Source organism: Streptomyces sp. NPDC047108, from assembly GCF_040643575.1.
In the GTDB taxonomy this organism is placed as follows: domain Bacteria; phylum Actinomycetota; class Actinomycetes; order Streptomycetales; family Streptomycetaceae; genus Streptomyces.
On record NZ_JBEYUP010000010.1, the window covers coordinates 98,315 to 115,897 of the forward strand.

The 17,583-nt window shown below is 72.8% G+C and carries 16 protein-coding genes; 9 read left to right on the forward strand and 7 right to left on the reverse strand.

Annotation, left to right across the window (positions count from 1 at the left end):
• Positions 1–73 precede the first annotated feature (73 nt).
• From ABZ822_RS20870 to ABZ822_RS20880, 3 genes are read left to right on the forward strand one after another with little or no spacing between them, the layout of a single operon-like run.
• The gene (locus ABZ822_RS20870) at positions 74–1,756 is read left to right on the forward strand and encodes a glycoside hydrolase family 13 protein (protein ID WP_360855976.1); all 1,683 of its coding nucleotides are present in this window, start codon (positions 74–76) and stop codon (positions 1,754–1,756) included.
• A gap of 25 nt (positions 1,757–1,781) precedes the next feature.
• Positions 1,782–2,831 (forward strand): LacI family DNA-binding transcriptional regulator, encoded by a 1,050-nt coding sequence (locus ABZ822_RS20875; RefSeq protein ID WP_360855979.1) that lies wholly within the window; start codon positions 1,782–1,784, stop codon positions 2,829–2,831.
• A gap of 60 nt (positions 2,832–2,891) precedes the next feature.
• The gene (locus ABZ822_RS20880) at positions 2,892–3,767 is read left to right on the forward strand and encodes a phosphatase PAP2 family protein (protein ID WP_360855982.1); all 876 of its coding nucleotides are present in this window, start codon (positions 2,892–2,894) and stop codon (positions 3,765–3,767) included.
• Positions 3,768–3,812: 45 nt separating this feature from the next.
• Here the strand turns inward: ABZ822_RS20880 and ABZ822_RS20885 are convergent, their stop codons facing one another.
• On the reverse strand, positions 3,813–6,827 hold the full coding sequence (locus ABZ822_RS20885) for a bifunctional [glutamine synthetase] adenylyltransferase/[glutamine synthetase]-adenylyl-L-tyrosine phosphorylase (RefSeq protein WP_360856261.1): 3,015 nt from the start codon (positions 6,825–6,827) through the stop codon (positions 3,813–3,815).
• A gap of 685 nt (positions 6,828–7,512) precedes the next feature.
• Positions 7,513–7,740 carry a DUF5133 domain-containing protein gene (locus ABZ822_RS20890; RefSeq protein ID WP_360855985.1) on the reverse strand — a complete coding sequence of 76 codons (228 nt, stop codon included), beginning with the start codon at positions 7,738–7,740 and terminating at the stop codon, positions 7,513–7,515.
• Positions 7,741–7,897: 157 nt separating this feature from the next.
• On the opposite strand from ABZ822_RS20890, the gene ABZ822_RS20895 reads away from it, so the two are divergent.
• Positions 7,898–8,230, forward strand: coding sequence for a hypothetical protein (locus ABZ822_RS20895; protein WP_360855988.1), 333 nt, complete (start codon positions 7,898–7,900; stop codon positions 8,228–8,230).
• A 26-nt stretch (positions 8,231–8,256) separates the two neighbouring features.
• On the opposite strand, the gene ABZ822_RS20900 is transcribed toward ABZ822_RS20895, so the two are convergent.
• The gene (locus tag ABZ822_RS20900; RefSeq protein WP_360855991.1) at positions 8,257–8,976 is read right to left on the reverse strand and encodes a DinB family protein; all 720 of its coding nucleotides are present in this window, start codon (positions 8,974–8,976) and stop codon (positions 8,257–8,259) included.
• 240 nt (positions 8,977–9,216) lie between these two features.
• Between ABZ822_RS20900 and ABZ822_RS20905 the strand changes: the two genes are divergently transcribed.
• From ABZ822_RS20905 to ABZ822_RS20925, 5 genes are read left to right on the forward strand one after another with little or no spacing between them, the layout of a single operon-like run.
• The gene (locus ABZ822_RS20905) at positions 9,217–9,780 is read left to right on the forward strand and encodes an RNA polymerase sigma factor (protein WP_360855994.1); all 564 of its coding nucleotides are present in this window, start codon (positions 9,217–9,219) and stop codon (positions 9,778–9,780) included.
• Complete coding sequence (locus ABZ822_RS20910; protein WP_360855997.1) at positions 9,777–10,604, forward strand: zf-HC2 domain-containing protein; 828 nt, start codon at positions 9,777–9,779, stop codon at positions 10,602–10,604. The genes ABZ822_RS20905 and ABZ822_RS20910 overlap by 4 nt, the downstream gene beginning before the upstream one ends.
• Positions 10,605–10,627: 23 nt before the next feature.
• A complete protein-coding gene (locus ABZ822_RS20915; protein ID WP_360856264.1) occupies positions 10,628–11,434 on the forward strand; it encodes an ABC transporter ATP-binding protein in 807 nt (268 codons plus the stop codon).
• Positions 11,431–12,810 carry a hypothetical protein gene (locus tag ABZ822_RS20920; RefSeq protein ID WP_360856000.1) on the forward strand — a complete coding sequence of 460 codons (1,380 nt, stop codon included), beginning with the start codon at positions 11,431–11,433 and terminating at the stop codon, positions 12,808–12,810. The genes ABZ822_RS20915 and ABZ822_RS20920 overlap by 4 nt, the downstream gene beginning before the upstream one ends.
• On the forward strand, positions 12,807–13,379 hold the full coding sequence (locus ABZ822_RS20925; RefSeq protein WP_360856003.1) for a hypothetical protein: 573 nt from the start codon (positions 12,807–12,809) through the stop codon (positions 13,377–13,379). Before ABZ822_RS20920 ends, ABZ822_RS20925 begins: the two co-directional genes overlap by 4 nt.
• A 133-nt stretch (positions 13,380–13,512) precedes the next feature.
• Here the strand turns inward: ABZ822_RS20925 and ABZ822_RS20930 are convergent, their stop codons facing one another.
• From ABZ822_RS20930 to ABZ822_RS20945, 4 genes are all read right to left on the reverse strand, one after another.
• Positions 13,513–13,713, reverse strand: coding sequence for a ferredoxin (locus ABZ822_RS20930; protein WP_360856006.1), 201 nt, complete (start codon positions 13,711–13,713; stop codon positions 13,513–13,515).
• Positions 13,714–13,718: 5 nt separating this feature from the next.
• Complete coding sequence (locus ABZ822_RS20935) at positions 13,719–14,909, reverse strand: cytochrome P450 (RefSeq protein ID WP_360856009.1); 1,191 nt, start codon at positions 14,907–14,909, stop codon at positions 13,719–13,721.
• Positions 14,910–15,119: 210 nt separating this feature from the next.
• A complete protein-coding gene (glnA, locus tag ABZ822_RS20940) occupies positions 15,120–16,481 on the reverse strand; it encodes a type I glutamate--ammonia ligase (RefSeq protein ID WP_360856012.1) in 1,362 nt (453 codons plus the stop codon).
• Positions 16,482–16,600: 119 nt separating this feature from the next.
• Entirely contained in the window at positions 16,601–17,497 is an 897-nt protein-coding gene (locus tag ABZ822_RS20945; RefSeq protein WP_360856015.1) for an alpha/beta hydrolase, read from the reverse strand.
• Positions 17,498–17,583: the final 86 nt, after the last annotated feature.

A 17,583-nucleotide genomic window follows, 5' to 3' on the forward strand; every position in this document is an offset into this window, starting at 1 on the left:
ATCGCGCAGGCCGTCCGTACCAGACCACCGCTTGTCGTAGCCCGGTTGGGCCCACCCGATAGGGACGTACCACATGACCCAGGACCTCGCCCCGTCCGTCCGTGAGCAGGCCGCACGCGAGCGGTGCGCCGACTGGTGGCGCGACGCCGTCATCTACCAGGTGTACGTGCGGTCGTTCGCGGACAGCGACGGCGACGGGATCGGCGATCTCCGGGGGATCCGCGACCGTCTGCCGTACCTGGCGGAGCTGGGCGTCGACGCCGTCTGGCTGACGCCCTTCTACGCCTCGCCGCAGGCGGACGGCGGCTACGACGTCGCCGACTACCGCGCCGTGGACCCGCTGTTCGGCGACCTGTCCGACGCGGACGACCTGGTGCGGCGCGCCCACGAGCTGGGCCTGAAGGTGATCGTGGACATCGTCCCGAACCACACGTCCGACCAGCACCAGTGGTTCCGGGCCGCGCTCGCGGAGGGGGCGGGCGCGGCATCCCGGGACCGCTACCACTTCCGGCCGGGCCAGGGCGCGGACGGCGAACTGCCGCCCAACGACTGGGAGTCGGTCTTCGGCGGCCCGGCCTGGACGCGTACGACCGGCGCGGACGGCACGCCCGGCGAGTGGTACCTTCACCTCTTCGCGCCCGAGCAGCCCGACCTCAACTGGAACAACTCCGAGGTCCGCGAGGAGTTCGAGTCGATCCTGCGGTTCTGGCTGGACCTCGGTGTCGACGGGTTCCGCATCGACGTCGCCCACGGCATGGTCAAGGCCGAAGGGCTGCCGGCGATCGGCCGCAACGAGCAGGCGAAGATGATCGGCGCCCAGGTGCTGCCGTTCTTCGACCAGGACGGGGTGCACGAGATCCACCGCTCCTGGCGCCAGTTGCTCGACTCCTACGGCGACGGGCGGATCGGCGTCGCCGAGGCGTGGGCGCCCAGCTCCGAACGGCTCGCGCTGTACGTGCGCCCCGACGAGCTGCACCAGGCGTTCAACTTCCATTTCCTGACCTGCGCCTGGGACGCGGACGCGATGCGCGGCGTCATCGACGAGTCGCTGGCCGCCTCCACCTCGGTCGGCGCCCCCACCACCTGGGTGCTGTCCAACCACGACGTCGTCCGCCACCCCACCCGCTACGGCGGCGGCGAGGCCGGCCTGCGGCGGGCGCGGGCGGCGGCGCTGCTCACCCTGGCGCTGCCCGGGTCCTCGTACCTCTACCAGGGCGAGGAGCTGGGCCTGCCGGAGGTGACGGACCTGCCCGACGAGGTGCGCCAGGACCCGGCGTTCTTCCGTGGCAGGGACGAAGCGGCTGTGCGCAACACATCGGATGAGGGTGGTGGTGGGCAGGCGGGTGGGCAGGACGGCATGCGCGACGGGTGCCGCGTGCCGATCCCCTGGTCGGGCGAGGAGGCGCCGTACGGGTTCGGGCCCGGCGGCAGCTGGCTTCCGCAGCCCGCCGCCTGGCGGGAGTTGTCGGTGGAGGCCCAGTCCGGGGACCCGCGCTCGACCCTGGAGCTGTACCGCTCGGCGCTGGCGCTGCGTCGCCGGCTGCCCGGTCTCGGCGACGGGCCGATGACCTGGCTGGACGCCCCGGACGGGGTGCTGGCCGTGTCCCGCCCGGGCTTCGTGTGCACGCTCAACACCCTGGACCGGGAGGTCGAACTACCCGTGCCGGGGCGGCCGGTGCTCGCCACCGCGGCCCTGCACTTCACGGGCGGCAGCGTCCACATTCCGGCCGACACCTGTGTCTGGTGGGCAGTCTGAGATGCGACCGGTACAGTCCACCCCCGTGACCGCACGGCTCTCCGACATCGCAGGCCAGGCGGGTGTCAGCGAGGCGACGGTCAGCCGGGTGCTCAACGGGAAGCCCGGCGTCGCCGCGGCCACCCGCCAGTCCGTCCTGGCCGCACTGGACGTCCTGGGGTACGAGCGCCCGGTGCGGCTGCGGCAGCGCAGCGCGGGCCTGGTCGGGCTGATCACCCCGGAGCTGGAGAACCCGATCTTCCCGGCGTTCGCGCAGGTCATCGGGCAGGCCCTCACCCAGCAGGGCTACACGCCCGTCCTGGCCACGCAGACGCCTGGCGGCTTCACCGAGGACCAGCTCACCGAGATGCTGGTGGACCGCGGTGTCTCCGGGATCATCTTCATCTCCGGGCTGCACGCGGACACCTCGGCGGACACCGAGCGGTACGAGCAGCTCCGCGCGCAAGGTGTGCCGTTCGTCCTCATCAACGGCTTCTCCTCCAAGGTGCAGGCGCCGTTCGTCTCGCCGGACGACCGGGCCGCGGTCCGGTTGTCCGTCACCCATCTCGCGGCTCTGGGCCACGAGCGGATCGGCCTGGCGCTGGGCCCGAAGCGGTTCGTCCCGGTGCAGCGCAAGATAGAGGGCTTCCTGCAGAGCATGCAGGAGCAGCTCGGTCTGACCGCCGATGACGCCCGGTCCCTGGTGGAGCACTCGCTGTACAGCCTCGAGGGCGGCCAGGCGGCGGCGTCCGCCTTGATCGACCGGGGCTGCACGGCGATCGTGTGCGCCAGCGACATGATGGCGCTGGGCGCGATCCGGGCGGCCCGGCAGCACGGCCTGGAGGTGCCGGACGACGTCTCCGTCATCGGCTTCGACGACTCCCCGCTCATCGCGTTCACCGACCCTCCGCTGACGACGATCCGGCAGCCGGTGCCGGCGATGGGGCAGGCGGCGGTCCGTGCGCTGCTGGAGGAGATCGGGGGCACCCCGGCGCCGCACAGCGAGTTCGTGTTCCTGCCTGAGCTGGTCGTACGCGGGTCGACGGCCGCGGGACCGACAGGGCAGCCGGCGGCCGCCAGGCGTAGCGTGGAGTGAGAGGGACCGTAGACCGCCGAATGATCGGGAGCAGGTCGCCATCTGGCAGACTGTCGCGCTATGGGTGAAGCGACTGTGGAGACTCTGGAGGGACGGACGGTCACCCCGTCACCCATCGAGGGGCGCGAGGACCGCCCGGCACAGTCACGGCGCGCCTGGATCAACGGAGTGCGCAGCCCCCGCAGACCGCGTCTGTGGTTCGAGATCCTCCTCATCGCCGTCAGCTACTGGACGTATTCCCTGATCCGTAACGCCGTTCCGGAGCAGAAGGCGGAAGCCCTGCGGAACGCCGACTGGATCTGGCGGGTGGAGGAGATTCTCGGGATCGCCGTCGAGAGGACGCTCAACCACGCGGTGAATTCGGTGGAGTGGCTGATCATCGGCATGAACTACTACTACGCGACGCTGCACTTCATCGTCACCATCGGTGTGCTCGTGTGGCTCTACCGCGGGCATCCGGGGCGTTACGCGGCGACGCGGCTGGTTCTCTTCGCCACCACGGGCGTTGCCCTGCTCGGCTACTACTTCTACCCGCTCGCGCCGCCGCGCCTGATGTCGGGCGAGGGCTTCATCGACACCGTGCTGGTGCACGAGACCTGGGGCTCGATGGCGTCGGGCAACCTGGCCGCGATGTCCAACCAGTACGCCGCGATGCCCTCGATGCACATCGGCTGGTCGGTGTGGTGCGGCATCACCATCGCGATGCTGGCCCGGCCGATGTGGGCGAAGGCGCTGGGCGTGGCGTATCCGGCGCTCACGCTGCTGGTGATCGTGGCGACGGCCAACCACTTCTGGCTGGACGCGGTCGGCGGGCTGATGTGCCTGGCGTTCGGGTACGGGCTGTCGTTCCTCTGGTACGGCAAGGTCGCCTACCGGCTGCCGCGGCGGGTCGCCGCCCCGGGGGGACCGGAGCTCGAACTGCGGCCCGTGGTCTGACCCCTCGCCCCCGCTCTCCCCCGCGTACGGGGCTCACCTCGGCGCTCACGTCCCGTAGAACAGCTTCTCGACGACCGCCCGCGCGCGCCGCGTGACCCGGCGGTAGTCGTCGAGCATGTCGCCGACGTGGCCCGGTTCGTAGCCGAGGTAGCGGCCCACGGCTGCCAGTTCCCTTGCCTCGGTGGGGAAGGTGTCGCCGGGCCGTCCGCGGACCAGCATCACGGCGTTGCGCACCCGGGTGGCGAGCACCCACGCCTCGTCCAGCACCTCGGCGTCCTCGGCGCCGATCAGCCCGGCGGCGTGGGCGGCGCGCAGGGCCGGGCGGGTACGGGTGGTGCGCAGCCCGGGTTCGCTTCCGGCGTGCTGGAGCTGGAGGAGCTGCACGGTCCACTCGACGTCGGAGAGCCCGCCGCGGCCCAGCTTGGTGTGCAGGGTCCGGTCGGCGCCGCGCGGCAGCCGCTCGGACTCCATCCGGGCCTTGAGACGCCGGATCTCGCGGACGGACTCCTCCGTCAGACCCTGCTCGGGGTAGCGCAGCGGGTCGATGAGTTCGACGAACCTCTCCCCCAGGCCGGGGTCGCCCGCGACGGGAGCGGCGCGCAGCAGGGCCTGGCTCTCCCAGACCAGCGACCAGCGCCGGTAGTAGGCGGCGTACGAGGCCAGGGTCCGTACCAGCGGGCCGGACTTGCCCTCCGGGCGGAGGTCGGCGTCGATGAGCAGCGGCGGGTCCGTGGTGGGCAGCTGCAGGAGTCGGCGCATCTCGTTGGCGACGGCGAAGGCCGCCTGCGACGCCTCCTGCTCGGACGCGCCGTCCTGCGGTTCGTGGACGAACAGCACGTCGGCGTCGGAGCCGTAGGACAGCTCGTGGCCGCCGAAGCGGCCCATGCCGATGACCGCGAAGCGGGCGGGCAGCTCGTCGCCCCACTTGTCCCGTACGGCGGCGCGCAGGGCGCCCGCGATGGTCGCGGCGTTCAGGTCGGTGACGGCGCTGCCGACCATGTCGACCACGGTGCCCTGGTCGGCCTCCGCGGGGCTCGCCTCGGTGCCGTACGCGCCGACGATGTCGGCGGCCGCGGTGCGGAACAGCTCGCGGCGGCGCACCCCGCGCGCGGCGGTGACGGCCTGCGCGGCGTCGTCGGCGCGGCCCACCGCGGCGAGCACCTCCTGCTCCAGGTGCGCCCGGTCGCGGGGCCGCAGGCCCTCGGGGTCGCCGAGCAGGGCGACCGCCTCGGGGGCGCGGAGCAGCAGGTCGGGGGCGAGGCGCCCGGCGGACAGCACGCGGGCCAGGTTCTCCGCGGCGGCGCCCTCGTCGCGCAGCAGCCGCAGATACCACGGGGTCTTGCCCAGGGCGTCGGACACCTTGCGGAAGCCGAGCAGCCCCGCGTCGGGGTCGGAGGAGTCGGCGAACCAGCCGAGCAGGACGGGCAGCAGCGTGCGCTGGATGGCGGCCTTGCGGGTGACGCCCGAGGCCAGGGCCTCCAGATGGCGCAGCGCGGAGGCCGGATCGGCGTAGCCCAGGGCCTCCAGGCGCTGGCGGGCGGCGCTCGAACTGAGCCGGGCCTCGGCCGATTCGAGCTCGGCGACGGCGCTGAGCAGCGGGCGGTAGAAAAGCTTCTCGTGCAGCCGCTGCACCTCGCGCGCGTGCCGCCGCCACTCGGCGTGCAGCGTCGCCACGGGCTCCTTGCCCACGGGCCATCCGTAGCTGCGGGCCAGGGAGCGGCCGAGGCGGCGCTGGTCGGCCTCCTCCTCGGGCACGAGGTGGGTGCGGCGCAGCTTGTGGAGCTGGATGCGGTGCTCCATGGTGCGCAGGAATCGGTACGCGGCGTCCAGCGCGCCGGCGTCGGACCGCCCCACGTAGCCGCCCGCGGCCAGGGCCGACAGGGCGTCGAGGGTCGTACCGCTGCGCAGGGAGCTGTCGGAACGGCCGTGCACCAGCTGGAGGAGCTGCACGGCGAACTCCACGTCCCGCAGGCCCCCGGGGCCGAGCTTGAGCTCGCGCTCGACCTGGGAGGCGGGGATGTTCTCGACGACGCGACGGCGCATCTGCTGGACGTCGGCCACGAAGTTCTCGCGCTCGGCGGCCTGCCAGACCATCGGCGACACGGCGTCCACGTAGGCGCGGCCGAGGGCGAGGTCACCGGCGACCGGACGGGCCTTCAGCAACGCCTGGAACTCCCAGGTCTTGGCCCACCGCTGGTAGTACGCGAGGTGGCTGGAGAGCGTACGGACCAGGGGCCCGTTGCGGCCCTCGGGGCGCAGGTTCGCGTCCACGGGCCAGATGGTGCCCTCGGCGGTGGTGTCCGAGCAGATCCTCATCATGTGGGAGGCGAGGCGGGTCGCGGCCTGGACGGACTTGGCCTCGTCGGTGCCGTTCACCGGCTCGGCGACGAAGATGACGTCCACGTCCGACACGTAGTTGAGCTCGTGGCCGCCGCACTTGCCCATGGCGATGACGGCCAGCCGGCAGGCAGCCGCGTCCTCGGGTGCCGCGGCCTCGGCGAGGCCGAGGGCGGCGCGGAGGGTGGCGGTGGCCAGGTCGGCGAGTTCGGCGGCGGCGTCGGCGACGTCCGTGGTGCCGCAGACGTCGCGGGCGGCGATGGTGAGCAGGCAGCGGCGGTACGCGGCCCGCAGCGCGTCCGGATCGGGCACCCCGTCCAGCAGATTCTCGAACTCCTCGATGCCGGGGTGCAGATCAGCCGCCTCGTACGTCACCAGGGCGTGCCAGTCCAGCGGGTGACGGGCCAGATGGTCGCCGAGGGCTTCGGAGGCACCGAGCACCCCGAGGAGGCGGTCGCGCAGCGGCTTGGCGGTGACGAGCGTGTCGAGGAGGCTCTGGGCCTCGGATCCGTGCTCCTGCAGCGATTCCACGAGGCGCACGAGGGCGAGGAGGGCGAGGTCGGGGTCGGCGGTGGTGCCGAGCGCGTCCAGGAGGACGGGGTCGGAGCGGACGGGTGCGATCTCCGGGGTGTCGAGCAGCCGGACCGCGGCGGAGGGGTCGGTGAACCCGTGCCGGAGCATCTGCGTGAACGTGCTGCTCCGGCGTCCCTGCGGCACGGACATTGACATACCGCCGCCTCCTGTCGATCACGGGCCGATGCCGAGCCTAGCCGTCCCCGGCGACCGGACGCGCGGCCACCGGGCGTGGCGCTCGGGCTCAGCGGCGTGAGGCGCTGCGGGCGGGGTGGGGGCGGGGCTCAGGGAGAGGCCGGGTGCGGGCCGGCCCCGGGCTCGGCGGGCCCCGGTCCTGGGGGGCCGGGGCTGGGGGCCCGGGACTTCGGGCCCGAGGCTGGGGGCCTGCGACTTCTGGGCGGCACAGGGCAGGGACCGGAGACGGCGATGACGGTTCGGGGCGGGACCCGTACCGCTCCGGGCGCCGCGCGCCCCGCCCCGTACCGCCGCCGTGCCCCGCCCCGTACCGCTCCGTCCGTCCCCCGCTGCCGCACCGGCGCGTGGTCCGGCGGAAGGCGGCCCTCGCCCGGAGGCGTGATGACCGACGTCCGCACCTGCGGCACCCTCACGTCGTACCTGATGCGCCGGGCCCCCAACGACCCCAACCCGGTCTCGGCAGCCGTCGCGAAGCGACAGGATCAACGGCTCCGCGCCATCGCCACCCGTCCCCGGACACCTCGCTGACGACTCCGGGCCGACGGTCGGTGACCGTCGGCCCGGGGAAGGGATCGTCAGGCCCGGCGCGCTCAACGGCCCTGGAGTGCGTGCCAGTTCACCGTGCGGCGCGGGCCACGGCTCAGCCGGCCACCAGGGTCCCGCTCCGGGCACGCTCCTCACGGAGCTGCTGCCGTGCGACCACGAGCGCCGCCTCGACGTCCGGGGCGCCCGTCGCCACGCACAAGTTGCGGACGACGTCGTCGAGCCGCTGCTGCGCCTCGGGAACGCCCTCGTGCGCGCGCAGTGCTTCGAGCGCTTCGTACTGGGCGACGAGATCGGTCAGAACCGCGGGGTGAGCCATGAGCACGGCGGGGGTCCCTTCTCGTGGTGCGTCGTTCCCGCACCGCATACCCCGGTACGCGGCGGCCACGCGACATTGCCCTCCTGCGGCGGCCCGCCCCCTCATCGCCCCCGCACCTGGCGCCGGATGGCCGCGGACGCGAGCCAACGTGCCGTGCCCGTGCATGACTTCGCGCATCCGTGGGACTCGCGGCACCGTCCCGCTCTCCCTACGACAGCTCTCCGGCCGGTGGTACCGCATGCGCTTCTTCGAGTACGGACCCTGGATCAGCACCGACACCCGAAACCTGGAGGTCCGCTGGGGCCCCGAGCGGCTGGTGTCCCTCCGGACACCGGAGCGCGACTGCGACGTGCTGCTCCCCCTGCTGGAGGACCGTGCCGACGGCCGTACGGATCTTCCGTGGGCCACCTGGCTCACGCCGCAGGACGCCCGCGCGGCCCTGCGCACCCTCCGCGCCTCAAGGCATCCGAACTCCCGGGCACCCGCGGCCCGTTGAGCATCCGGCACAGCGCGCGCCAGGGCCTACGCGCGGGTGCCGAAGCGGCCCCGCCAGAGGTCGCGGAGCAGCGCGATCTCGGCCATGTGGTGGATGAGTTCGAGGTTGGCTCCCCACAGCACGCCGATGAACGGCTCGTCCGGATCGGAGCCGTACGGGTACTGGGAGAAGCCGACGGTGTCGAGCTGTTCCTCGGTCACGGTGCCGACGCTGTCGCGCCAGCGGTCCAGGTCGGCCCAGAACCGCTCGAGCGCCACGGCGGCGGACGGTGTGAAGTCGACCAGTTGCTTCGGCTCGTGCCGCTTCTCGCCGAAGGTCCACTCCCATCCGCCCGCGAAGCAGAAGTGCAGATGCGCCAGCCGCCACGCGATGGTGGTGACCGGGGTCTCGTCGGGCTCCGGCGGGCCGGTGTGGGCGAGGACCTCCTCGACCCGCTCGACGCTCACGCTCCAGTCCTCCGCGACCTTGGCGACGCTCATGCCGCCGGCGACCTGCCGCGCGACCTCCGCGTACTCGCTCGCCGGGATCTCCGGGGCGCCCTGGTCGAGCACCCACTCCCCCGGCCCGAACGCCCTCGGCGTCACCGCCTCGCCGCGGCGCCTGACCGACCAGCAGCCCGGCACCGGCTCCCAGAGGTACTCCTCGTCGGTGAGGCCCGTCAGCCGCACCTGGGCCGTTTCCCTCGCGCAGTCGAACTGGTCCAGCAACACGCCCAAACGGTCGGTCCGTACGCGTTCGGTCTCCATGCCTGGCTCCCTCGGGTCACGTGCCTCGCTCCGCCCGGGCGGAGGCTAACGGCTCGCCCGCACGCGGCGCGACGGATTTCCGCGGCGGCGCCCCCGCGTCGCCGCGTCCACGGCGCCGCCGCGCGCCCCACGACCGCCCCTCGGCCCCGGGTCGCCCCGGCCCGCACCGAACCCCCAACTCCCGTGGCGCAGATCACATCCGCAGCAAAACCAGCCGTACGGGCCGCACGTCTACCAGGCGTGAGATCAGTCAGGGCGGCAGCGCCGCACGACCTGGACGAGGAGCGTCTCGTCCGGCTCGTGGCCAAAGGCGACCGGGCCGCGTTCGAGGAGTTGTACCGGCGTACGTCGCCGTGGCTCGCGGTGCGGCTGCGCCGCCGCTGCGCGGACGAGCAGATCGTCGCCGAGGTCATGCAGGAGACGTATCTGGCGGTGTGGCGGGCGGCGGGCGCCTTCGCGGGGGCCGCGGTCGGCGGGACGGCCGTCGGCTGGCTGTGGACGATCGCGGCGCGCCGTCTGATAGACGCCTTCCGGCGCAGGGCCCACCACGCGGAGCCGCCGCCCGCGGCCGCCCCGCGCCCGGTGGCACCTGCCGCCGAGGAAGAGGCGCTCGCGGCGACCGTCGGCGGTGACGTCGGCGACGCGCTGCGGCGCCTGGCCCCGGAACTCGCCCAAGTGCTCCAGGCCATGGTGCTCGACGGGCTGTCCGTCCGGGAGACCGCGGTCCTGCTGGGGTTGCCCGAAGGCACGGTCAAGACCCGTGCCCGCAGGGCCCGGATCGCGATGAGGGAGGCGCTGTCATGAACGGCGAACACGCGTCGAGGCGGATCATCGACGGTTACGCACGCGGTGACACGGACCTCGCCACCGACGAAGTCTGGGCCCTGGAGGCCCACTTGGAGACGTGCCGGGTGTGCCGCGACCGGTTGTCGGCCGCCGTGACGTCCGAGGCGCCCGACGTGGCGGCGCTGGTCGACACCGTGTGGTCCGGCCTCGGCCCACGGCTGGACGCCACCCCGATCAGGCGTCAACGGCGCTGGTCCGCACGGCTGTCGAGGTGGCTGACACCGACCATGGTGCCGTGGCTGGCCATGGTCACGAGCGTGACCCTGCTCGCGCTCCTGCTCGACCTGGCCGGCCCGGCCGCCTTCACGGGCCGGGGCGAGGTGTCGCTCGTCCTGCTGTTCGCTCCGGTCCTGCCCGTGCTCGGCGTCGCGGCGTCCTGGTCGCGCGGTCTGGACCCTGCTTACGAGCTGACGGCCTCCGCGCCGAGGGCGGGCCTCCACCTGGTGCTGCGGCGCACCGCGTCCGTGCTCGCCGTGGTCGTCCCCGCCCTGCTGGCCGGCGGATGGCTGACGGGGGTGACGGCCGCGCAGTGGCTGCTGCCCTGCCTGGCCTTCACCTCCGCGACCCTGGCGCTCGGCGGAGCCGTCGGCGTGACCCGCGCGGCCGTCGCGCTGGTGACGGTGTGGGCCGCCGTGATCGTGGCGCCGACCCTGGCCGCCGGCCGTACCCCCCTCGCCCTGCAGACGGCAGGCCTGCCGGTGTGGGGGCTGATCCTCGCGCTCGGCACGGGAGTCGTGATCGCCCGCAGGGGCGCGTACTCCGTGCTGGGAGCCCATCGTTGACCACCGGAAAGGACCACACCACCATGCCCGCGGTGAACGCGGCCGACCTCGCACCGACGTCCTACGCCTGGGAGATCCGGGCCACGGGGCTGAAGGTGAGAGTCGGCAGGAACCGGATGGCCGTCGACGGGCTCGACCTGTCGCTGGGCACCGGCGTACACGGTCTGCTCGGCCCCAACGGAGCCGGCAAGACCACCCTCATCCGGACGCTGGCCACCGTGCTGCGCCCCACCGAGGGCTCCTTGGAACTACTCGGCGAACCCGCCACCGGCCTGGACGAACACCGCGCGCTGCGCCGCCGGATCGGCTACCTGCCGCAGGAGTTCGGCTACTACAAGCGCTTCACGGTGCGCGAGTTCGTCGAGTACATGGCGTGGCTCAAGGAAGTGCCCAAGGCCGACATCCCAGCGGCGGTGCAACGCGCCGTGGAGCGGGTCGGCCTGGCGGACCGCGCCGACGAGCGGATGAAGGCCCTGTCGGGCGGCATGGTGCGGCGGGTCGGCATCGCCCAGGCCATCGTCAACGACCCGACGCTCCTGCTGCTCGACGAACCGACGGTCGGACTGGACCCCGCACAGCGGCTGCGCTTCCGCGAACTGCTGCAGGAACTGGGCCAGGACACATGCGTCGTGGTCTCCACCCATCTCGTGGAGGACGTGGGCGCCGCCTGCACGGACGTGGTGCTCTTCGCGGAGGGCCGGCTGGTCTTCCAGGGCACCCCGGACTCGCTGGCGGCGGCGGGCGGCCCCGAGCACGTGGGCGACAGCCCGCTGGAGCGCGGCTACTCCGCGCTGCTGAAGGGCTCGGAGCAGGAGAGGGGCACCTGGTGAACACCCGTGTGCTGCGTACCGAGTTGAAGCGCTCCGTCGCACCGTGGGCCGGCCTCGTCGTCCTCGGGACGGCGCTGGCATTCCTCTACGGGCTTCCCGGCGCGTGGTGGAGCGGCACCGCGCGGTGGACGGCCCAGTGGACGTCCATGGCCATGTGGACCCGCATGCTGCTGATCATCCTGTGGCCGCTCGCCGTCGGCCTCGGCGCTCTCCAGGGACTGCGCGACCGCCGCTCGGGGATGCACGAACTGCTGACGACCACGCCGCGGCCGGCCCGGCACCGCGTGGCCGTGCCGGCCGGCGCTACGGCGCTCACGTCGGTCTCGGCCTTTGCGCTCCTCGTCCTCGTCGGCTCGGTCCAGGTGCTCGGCGACACCGCGTACACACATCTCGGGTGGGTGCCGATCTCGCTGGTGGGGGCGTTCTCACTCGTCGCGGGAGCCCTGCTGGGCATGGGGGCCGGGCGGGCCCTGCCGTCCCCTCTCACTCCGCCCGCGATGGCCGTGGCGGCCTTCGTTCTCACCAACGTCCTGCGGGTGTCGGACAGTACGGCGGTGCCGGAGGCCGCGGTGGGGAACCGCGTCTCGCTGCTGTCGCCCGCGGTCGCGCAGGTGCACGAGATACTCCTCACGCTCTCCGCCTCCGTACACCTCGGGCAGACGGTCTGGCTGCTCGGCATGGCCGCTACGGGCTTCTGGCTGCTGGTCGCCGCGACCCCGCGGACCCGGCTGCTCGCCCTGACGCCCGTCCTCGCGGGCGCGTTGATCGCAGTGCTCGTCCTCCCCTCCGACCCGCGCCGGACGTACGTCGTCGACGAGGCCGCCGCGGCGATGGTGTGCGACGGCCCGGTGTGCGTGACGAAGGCGCACCAGGCGCGCCTGGACGACCTCGCGGGCCCCGGGCGGAAGGCGCTGCGTCTTCTGCGCGACGCCCTGGGCGGCCGGGCGCCGGCCTCCATCCGTGAGAGCACCGCCCTGAAGCCGAGCGACGCCACCCCGGAACGGTCGAGCACGGCCGTGCTCGTCGACTTCGACGACGGGATCCTCGCCACCACCGAGGAGAAGGAGCTGACCCGTGCCCTGGTGGCCGTGGGCATGGCGCCGTCGTGTTCCCCCCGCGGCTCCGGCTGGAGCGGCAGGCCCGACGAGATCGCCGCGCAGATCACCGCGGCAGGCTGGGTCCTCGGCAGCCTCGAACCACTCGGCGGGACGGACCACAAGGCGTCCCAGCAACTCGCCCATGCCGGACCGGTGTGGAAGGAACTCAGGGCGCTGCCCCGGGCCGAACAGCGCGCGCGGATCGGCGCGACGCACGCCGCCGCGCTCTCCTGCGAGGGCAACGCGCTCGACGTACTGTCCGGCGGTGCGTCCCGGTGAGGTGGCTGACGCTGTACGCGCGTTCGCGGCAGGTGCCCGCCTCGCTCGCCGCGGTGGTGATCAGCGCGCTGGCGGTGGCGGCACTCGCCCGGGCCGGCGGCGGGGCCGTCGACCCGAAGGTGCCCCTGCTCGCCCTCACCGCGGCGGCGACGGCGGTCTCGATCGGGCTCGGCGGGCAGGACCTCGCGCTCGACCGGACGGCCGCGATTCGCTGGGCGCCCCGCCGGGCGGCGCATGTGCTGCTGAGCGGCACGGTCGTGGTGTCGGTGCTGCTGACGGTGCAGGCCGTGGGAGAGGACCTGGCCACCACCGCGTTCATCGTCCGCGACGGCGCGGGGCTGATGGGACTCGTCGCCCTCGGGGCGGCGGTGTGCGGGGCGCAGTACGCGTGGACGGTGCCGATCGCCTGGCTGTCGTTCTCGCTCGTCGCCCCGTCCCCCACGAACGTCGCGCTGGAGACGGCGCATTGGATGCTGCTGCCGCCCGGCGCGGCGACGGGCACCTGGACGGCCCTGGCCCTCGCGGTCGCCGGCACCGTGGCCTACGCCGTCGCGGGGCCGAGACGGTGACCGAGCCGGTGACCGAGCCGGTGACCGAGGTGGACTGACAGGGCGGAGCGACCGGCCAGACATGGGCCCCGGGCGAGCGCGGGGTGGCGGGCGGAAGCCAACCGCCCCGCGCTCCTCGCGTGCGGACGGGTGGTCAGTCGGTCGTGACGGAGATGGCCTGGACGGGGCAGGCGCGGGCGGCGTCGCGGACCAGCGGGTCGCCGCCCCCGTCCTCGCTGCCGGTCAGCAACTCGCTGAAGCCGTCGTCGTCCTGGGTGAAGACGTCCGGGGCGGTCAACGCGCACTGCCCCGCGCCGATGCACGTGTCCTTGTCGACCTCGATGTGGACGGTCACCGGCCTCACCACTCCACGGGGAGTTCGATCATCCCCTGAATCGTGTCCCCGGGTTTGAAGGGGATCGTGGCGGCGGGCACCGCGAGCCGCAGTCCGGGGAAGCGGCGGACGAGCGTACCGAGAGCGATCTCCATCTCCATCCGCGCGAGGTTCTGCCCGAGGCACTGGTGGATGCCGAAGCCGAACGCGACGTGGTGCCGGGCCGAGCGGTGCCAGTCGAGTTCGTCCGGGGACGCGTACGCGCCGGCGTCGCGGTTGATGATCGACGTCGGGAAGACGACGCCGTCGCCGGCCCGGATCACGCCCCCGGCGACCTCGATGTCCTCCGTGGCGAACCGCACCATCCCGTCCGCGATCGACAGGAAGCGCAGCAGCTCCTCGACGGCGGCCGGCAGGAGGGACGGATCCGCGCGCAGGTCGTCCAGTTGCTGCGGGTGCTGCAGCAGGGTGAAGGTGCCGAGCGAGATCATGTTGGCCGTCGTCTCGTGCCCCGCGATCAGCAGGACCGAGGCCAGGTCGACCATCTCCTCCCGGTCGAAGCCTCCGTCGGCGATCTGCTGCGCGATGAGGTCGTCGAGCAGTCCGTCGCCGGGTTCCCGGCGTTTGTGCTCGACCAGATCGCCCAGGTAGGCCCGGAGCAGTTCGCGGGCGTCCTCCGCGTCCGCAGGGGTCGGCCCGCGGAGCAGCCGGCGGGACTGCTCCTCGAAGAAGTCGTGATCGGCGTACGGGACTCCCAGCAGCTCGCAGATGATCATCGACGGTACGGGGAGGGCGAAGGCACTCACCAGATCGGCGGGCGGCCCCTGGTCGACCATCGCGTCCAGCAACTGGTCCACGACGACCTGGACGCGCGGCCGCATCTCGGCGATCCGCCGGACGCTGAAGCTCGGAATGAGCTTCCTGCGCTGGGTGTTGTGCTCGGGATCGTCGAATCCCAGCAGGGCGGCCCGGCGGCTCCTGCGCACGACCGCGAAGCGCTCGTTGAGGGAGGGGAAGTCCTGGTGCGTGGTGTCGGTGGAGAGACGCTGGTCGACGAGGAGTGCGCGCGCCGTCGCGTGCTCGGTGACGCTCCACGCGGTGCGGCCGTCGTAGAGGGTGATGCGCGCCAAGGGCCCGTTCTCGCGCAGCGGTTGGTACGCGGCGGGCGGGTGGTACGGACACGTGCGGTCCTGAGGGAAGGTGACGGATTGCGCCATGAAGTCCTCGCTTCCGAAAGATCCCGACATCCCGGTCCCCCAACTACATGCCTCAGGCATCTATCCGGTCTACACAGGATTCGGCCAGTTTCATCCCGTCGTAGCGGCCCGGTCCGAAGCGCCTCTCAGGGCAGCCGAAACGGCTCCGGGCCGGCGACACATGGCCGCCGGCCCGGAGCCGTGGATGCGGCGCGAAGCCGCTCAACCGCCTTACAGCACCGGCAGGTTCTTCCGCAGCTCGAACGCGGTGACCTCCGAGCGGTACTCCTCCCACTCCTGCTTCTTGTTGCGGAGGAAGAAGTCGAAGACGTGCTCGCCCAGCGTCTCGGCTACCAGTTCGCTGCGCTCCATCAGCGTGATCGCCTCGCCGAGGTTCTGCGGGAGCGGCTGGATGCCCATCGCGCGGCGCTCCGGGTCGCTCAGCGCCCACACGTCGTCGTCGGCGCCCGGCGGGAGTTCGTAGCTCTCCTCGATGCCCTTCAGGCCGGCCGCCAGCAGTACCGCGTACGCCAGGTACGGGTTGGCGCCCGAGTCCAGGGAGCGGACCTCGACGCGGGTGGAGCCGGTCTTGCCCGGCTTGTAGAGGGGGACGCGGACCAGCGCGGAGCGGTTGTTGTGGCCCCAGCAGATGTACGAGGGGGCCTCGCCGCCGGCGCCCGCGGTGCGCTGCGAGCCGCCCCAGATCCGCTTGTAGGAGTTCACCCACTGGTTGGTGACGGCGGAGATCTCGGCCGCGTGACGCAGCAGGCCCGCGATGAAGAACTTGCCGACCTTGGAGAGCTGGTACTCGGCGCCCGACTCGTGGAAGGCGTTCCGGTCGCCCTCGAACAGGGAGAGGTGGGTGTGCATGCCGGAGCCGGGGTGCTCGGAGAACGGCTTGGGCATGAACGTCGCCTGCACGCCCTGCTCCAGCGCGACCTGCTTCATCACCAGACGGAACGTCATGATGTTGTCGGCGGTCGACAGCGCGTCCGCGTACCGCAGGTCGATCTCCTGCTGGCCCGGCGCCCCCTCGTGGTGCGAGAACTCCACGGAGATGCCCATGGATTCGAGCATGGTGATCGCCTGGCGGCGGAAGTCCATGCCGACGTTCTGCGGGGTGTGGTCGAAGTAGCCGGAGTTGTCGGCCGGGGTGGGCCGCGATCCGTCGACCGGCTTGTTCTTGAGGAGGAAGAACTCGATCTCGGGGTGGGTGTAGAAGGTGAACCCGAGGTCGGAGGTCTTGGCGAGGATGCGCTTGAGGACGTAGCGCGGGTCGGCGTACGAGGGCGAGCCGTCCGGCATGAGGATGTCGCAGAACATCCGGGCCGTGCCCGGCGCCTCCGCGCGCCACGGGATGATCTGGAACGTGCTCGGGTCCGGCTTGGCGATCATGTCGGACTCGTAGACCCGGGCGAAGCCCTCGATCGCCGAGCCGTCGAAGCCCATTCCCTCGTCGAAGGCCTGCTCGAGTTCGGCGGGTGCCACCGCGACCGACTTGAGGAACCCGAGCACATCGGTGAACCACAGGCGCACGAAGCGGATGTCGCGCTCTTCGAGCGTCCGAAGCACGAACTCCTGCTGCTTATCCATGATCCCTATCCTCGCAGGTCAGACGGCTTGCTCTGGAGCTTCTCGGGTGCGCCACCGCGCTGTGGCCCGTTCAGTATCACGTGACGGCGTTTCTGCCGCGTTTCGTCCCCGGGGTCAGGCTAGGTCCTCTCCGCCGCGATGTCCCAAGCGGGCGACTCCCCGAGCACGGCGCGGGCGACCGCCGCGGGGTCGTCCATCATCACCAGGTGTCCCGCGGGGGCGGCGATCCGGAAGTCGGCTCCGTTCAGCTCCGCGGCGAGCCGTCGCTGCCGGTCCAGGCTGCGCAGTTCGCGGACGGTGTCGGTGGCGGAGTACGCGGCCAGCACGGTGACGGGGACGTCCGGCAGAGGATGCCGGGCCCGCAGGTCGAGCACTTCCGCGGCCATCCCGGCGTACGTCGCGTTCTCCACCAGCCCGGCGCGCAGCACACGGGTGGTGCTGTAGCAGCGGCGGACGAGGGCCTCGGGGGCCGGGTCGTCGCTGTGGCGTACGGACTGGGCGCGAACGGTGAGGCGGCGCGCGGCGCGGCCGAGCGCCCGCGGCACCCCGGCGGCGCCGAGTCCGGCGGCCAGCAGGCGCGCGGCGGCCGCGCGGGGCGCGGCGGGAACGGCGGGCTCGCGGGCGTCCTCCTCCACGCTCGTGTCGACGAGGACGAGCCCGGCGGTGCGCTCCGGGTACAGCCGCGCGAACGCCTCCACGTGGAATCCGGCGAGCGAGTGGCCGGCGACCGTGCAGGGGCCGGTCAGGCCGAGCGCGTCGAGGACCCCGGCGATCCTCCTCGCCTCGCCCGCGGCGGTGGGGATCTCGTCCGCCGGCGCGGGGGCGCTGAGCCCGAGGCCGGGGCGGTCGAACCGCACGACGGTGCGGTGGGGGGTCAGCAGCGGGACCACCGGGTCCCAGTCGAACCAGCTCATGCCGAGCCCGCCGCTCAGCACGCAGACGGGCCCTTCGCCCTCGCGTACGACGTGGGTGGGAACTCCGGCGACGTCGAGAATCCGGCCGGGTACGCGGCTCATGTCTCTCAATCCTGCGCCTTTCCGCGGGTGACGGCCCGCTCCTGACGACCTCATCCGTATCCTCCGGTGAAGGCCGCTCTCCGGTG